At 47.5% G+C, this 3,483-nt stretch carries 6 protein-coding genes; all 6 read left to right on the forward strand.

Annotated elements, in window-relative coordinates; genetic code table 11:
- Nucleotides 1–45: 45 nt before the first annotated feature.
- The gene (locus tag R7Q41_RS23730) at nt 46–399 is read left to right on the forward strand and encodes a DUF1293 family protein (protein WP_017822035.1); all 354 of its coding nucleotides are present in this window, start codon (nt 46–48) and stop codon (nt 397–399) included.
- 11 nt (nt 400–410) lie between these two features.
- Nucleotides 411–656 carry a hypothetical protein gene (locus R7Q41_RS23735; RefSeq protein WP_015975174.1) on the forward strand — a complete coding sequence of 82 codons (246 nt, stop codon included), beginning with the start codon at nt 411–413 and terminating at the stop codon, nt 654–656.
- A 10-nt stretch (nt 657–666) separates the two neighbouring features.
- Entirely contained in the window at nt 667–900 is a 234-nt protein-coding gene (locus R7Q41_RS23740) for a major coat protein (RefSeq protein ID WP_015975175.1), read from the forward strand.
- Between the two features lie 133 nt (nt 901–1,033).
- Entirely contained in the window at nt 1,034–2,509 is a 1,476-nt protein-coding gene (locus tag R7Q41_RS23745; protein ID WP_318144686.1) for a methyl-accepting chemotaxis protein, read from the forward strand.
- A 1-nt stretch (nt 2,510) separates the two neighbouring features.
- Nucleotides 2,511–2,825, forward strand: a complete 315-nt coding sequence (locus R7Q41_RS23750) for a DUF2523 family protein (protein ID WP_017822026.1) — start codon at nt 2,511–2,513, stop codon at nt 2,823–2,825.
- On the forward strand, nt 2,822–3,483 hold a 662-nt coding region (locus R7Q41_RS23755), incomplete at its 3' end, for a zonular occludens toxin domain-containing protein (protein WP_318144687.1). The genes R7Q41_RS23750 and R7Q41_RS23755, both read left to right, overlap by 4 nt.

Below are 3,483 nucleotides of genomic sequence, written 5' to 3' on the forward strand. Positions count from 1 at the left end.
GATACCTACGGCAAGTTGGTGACTCACATATTGGAGACTTAACAAATGGCTAAATCCGTTTTTGTACTTGGCATGGACATCACTTGGAACTCAGCACGTGGTGACAGTGCTCAACTGAACGTGTCGCGTCCTCTACGTGAAATCAACTCAGAGAAATTCAAACGCCGCACTATCGGTGAATCCGGTGATGTGAATCCACAGTGGGACCAACCGTTGATGATTGATCATCAATACGCCCTATTACTTGAGCGCACTGGTGCCCTCGTTCCTCGCCGTGAATACCAATTGCGTTTGGAGATTAACCCAGACGATCCATTGGCAGGTGCCATTGTGACTGAACTCATCCCTGTGGATGACGACATCAAGAAACATTTTGAAGCCTCGTTAAAGGCTAAATAAGGAATTTCGTTATGCCTGTGTGTGCTTTACCTAACGCGGACGGTTTTCTCGCTGTCGTTCCTGACATTGAAGCGGCTTCATGCAGCGGTTATGTCATGGTCACGGCTCAAGAATATGACACGTTAATGAGCTACACACAGCTGACTCCAGGAGAGATATCTCAAGCGTTCGGCTTGGGTTTCACCTTGGTGTTCGTTGGCGGATATCTCTCAACTTACGCCATCAAGATGGCAATACGTTTAATAAAACTACTTTGAGGAATCTGTTATGAAACGTCTAAACGCGCTTAAAAAGTTCGGCAAACAAGCGGCGGCAACCGTCACTGTTGCGGTGCTTTCTGTCCCTGCTATGGCGGCGGAAGGTGGTGCCGCTGACCCGTTCTCCGCTATCGACTTGTCTGGTGTGGCAACCAAAATCGGCGCGGCAGGTCTGGTGATTGTCGGCATTACTATGGCTTACAAATCCATCACTCTTGCTAAGCGTGCTGTGAACAAGGCTTAAGTTTATGTTGGCCGTTCTCCACGATGTCCAACTCATCGTCTTTGTGCTTTTGGGTGGCATTGCCGGATACGTGGCCAGCCAAAACTTTAGAGGATAAGGGGGCTTGGGCTCCCTTTTTTATTGGTTTAATACAATGAATCACTATCTCCGTTTTTTTATTGTCCTTGTTATTCTGTGTGCTAGTAGTCATACGTATGCTTTAGAAGCTCGTATTGGTCATATGCAAATGAGGGGTTGTGGCTCTCAAGGTGAATGGGTTGACCCTTACAAGGTGAATACTTGTTTTTTGGATACTGGGTATTTCGACACATGCACATTTGAGAAGACACCCTATGCTAATGCTCGTTATCCCTATCAAACGGTTTGTGATAATGGACTTGGTCTTGGCTATTATGAGGTGCGTTGTCCAGAAAATAGCGAGTTTGATCCCTCCACCTTACGTTGCAAATCGGTTTGTGAATATGGCAAAAACCCTGACGGTACTTGTATGGACGCTTGCCAGTTCAAAAAATCCATTGATGAAATCAAATCGCTTCAGTGGTTGGCTTATGTCTATGGCGAACAAGTGACAGGGTCATGTTATGGCGATTATGGCGCAACCCGTTGTGAACTAGAACGTATTCCTAGTGATACTACACTGTGTACGGGGGTTGATTCTGGCCAATGGACACAAAACACCATCTGTCATGGTAACTTTCAATTCACAGGCAACCAGTGTGAAGGCGGTACACTCTTCTGGGGTAAAGATGGCCCTGACACCCCTATTATTCCTGATGACCCCATTCATGACCCTGACGACCCAACAGGCGACATCGAAGACCCTAGCGTATTACCTGATGGCTCAACCAATACGGTGAATCCACCGGATACCGACAGTGAGCCAGACGTGGAAGAGCCTGACACCGATGAATCGACAGACACGGCAGTTCTGAAAGCCATTACTGGAATGAATAAGGACGTCAACAAAGCACTAAACGACATGAACATCGACATCAATCAAGCCAGTGCTGACGTTCAAAACCAAATCATTGCGCTGAACGCGTCGATGGTCACCAACACGCAAGCCATTCAAAAGCAGCAAATCAACGACAACAAGATTTACGAAAACACTAAGGCCCTTATCCAACAAGCGAATGCTGACATCACCACGGCCATGAACAAGAACACCAATGCCATTAATGGTGTGGGTGACGATGTAGAGAAAATTGCAGGGGCAATGGATGGTATCGCGGATGAAGTTTCCGGTATTTCTGACACCTTAGACGGTATCGCAAACACAGATACGTCTGGTGCAGGTACGGGTGGTACGTGTATCGAGTCCCAAAGTTGTACCGGATTTTATGAGTCGGGCTATCCCGATGGCTTAGGTGGTTTGGTGTCCGGTCAGTTAGATGATCTTAAACACAACACCATCGACAACTTTGTGAACTCGTTTGGTGACCTCGACTTATCCAATGCCAAGCGCCCTTCTTTCGTGCTCCCTGTGCCGTTCTTCGGTGACTTCAGTTTTGAGGAGCAAATCAGCTTTGATTGGGTGTTCGGTTTTATTCGTGCGGTGCTCATCATGACGTCAGTGTTTGCGGCGCGTCGTATTATTTTTGGAGGTTAATATGGATTGGTTAGTCGATTTATTTAACAAGCTGTTGGTGTTCCTCTATCAGCTTTTAATCTCGCTGGTCAACATGCTCAAAGACCTGTTCTTTTGGGCGGTTGAGCAAATCATGGCAATGGTGAATCTGTTGCTCTCTGGTGTGTTCTCCCTATTCGCTCCGGTCGATATGAGCCAGTACATGACCAGTATTCCGCCTACGGTGGCTTGGGTTATGGCGGCGGTCGGTGTGCCTCAATGCCTGTCTATCATTCTGGCCGCTATTACGGTGCGTTTGATGCTGCAATTGATTCCGTTTACGAGGTTAGGCTCATGATATACGCCATAGCAGGAAGACCAGGTGGCGGTAAAACCTATGAGGCGGTTGCCTATCACATTATTCCGGCGATTAAGGATGGCCGCAAAGTCATTACCAATATCACCTTAAACATTGATTGGTTCGTTAAGGTGTTTGGTGAAGACGTTCGAGAGCTCATCAAAATCGTGGATGGCCGTTTAACGGATTTCGGTTCAACCTCTCGTCCGTTCAGTCAGATTGAAGACTACTCGGACGAATGGCGCAATGAAAAAGGACAAGGGCCACTTTATGTGGTCGATGAGGCGCACATGAGCTTGCCAAGTCGAGGCTTGGCCGCGCCGATTCTAGAATGGTACTCAATACACCGTCACTACGGTGTCGATATCATCTTGCTCACGCAGAACATCCGCAAAGTGCATCGAGACATTAAGGACATGATTGAAGTGACCTACCGATGCACTAAGAACACGGCCATGGGCTCAACCAGTTCTTACACCAAGAAAGTGCAAGATGGTTGTGCCGGTGAAGTGGTGAACACCTCTACCCGATTTTATAAGTCAGAGTACTTCCCGTTCTATAAGAGTCATTCGCAATCCAACAAGCAAGTGCAGGAAGCCGAAGCAAAAGACATTCGCCCGTTCTGGAAGCGTTGGCCTGTCGTCGGAACGGTGGTGCT

The organism is Vibrio sp. 2096 (genome assembly GCF_033339595.1).
Classification (GTDB): domain Bacteria; phylum Pseudomonadota; class Gammaproteobacteria; order Enterobacterales; family Vibrionaceae; genus Vibrio; species Vibrio alginolyticus.